The following is a 574-nucleotide window of genomic DNA, read 5'->3' on the forward strand; positions in this document are numbered from 1 at the left end:
GGCGGCACGCGCCCGGGACGGCCGTGCCGGCCGCCGCCGTGTTCGCCGCCTGCCGGTGCGGATCGGCCCGCTTGCGCGGATCGAAGCGTCGTGGTCACGCCGTGTCGCCGCGCGTGTCGGTAGCGGGAACAGAGGGAACAGCGGGAGCGGCGCTCACGATCCGCGTTTCGCGCATCATGCACAGCGTCGCGACGGTGACGAGGCCGAGCGCGACGAGAAACAGCGACACGGGCCACGATGCGTGATAACGCGCGAGCAGCGCGGTGGCGATCAGCGGCGACATCCCGCCGGCGAAGATCGACGCGACTTCATGCCCGAGCGCGACGCCCGAGTAACGCACCTCGGTGCTGAACAGCTCGCCGACGAGCGCGGGCAGCGTGCCGATCATTGCGCCGTGGCTGACGGCCGTGCCGACCGTCAGCGCGAGCCAGACGAGCGGCGTCGCGCGCGTGTCGAGCAGCCAGAAGAACGGGAATGCGCATGCGACGAGGCTCAGCGCGCCGATCAGGTACACGGGCTTGCGGCCGATCCGGTCGGACAGCCGGCCCCACGCGAGCATCGCGCCCATCTCGAC

1 protein-coding gene is annotated in these 574 nt (G+C 71.8%); it reads right to left on the reverse strand.

Annotated elements, in window-relative coordinates:
- Positions 1-94: 94 nt before the first annotated feature.
- The coding region (locus tag L810_RS40065; protein ID WP_042978186.1) for an MFS transporter at positions 95-574 on the reverse strand (480 nt) is incomplete at its 5' end.

This window comes from Burkholderia sp. AU4i (assembly GCF_000466765.1).
GTDB classification, from domain to species: Bacteria; Pseudomonadota; Gammaproteobacteria; order Burkholderiales; family Burkholderiaceae; genus Burkholderia; species Burkholderia cepacia.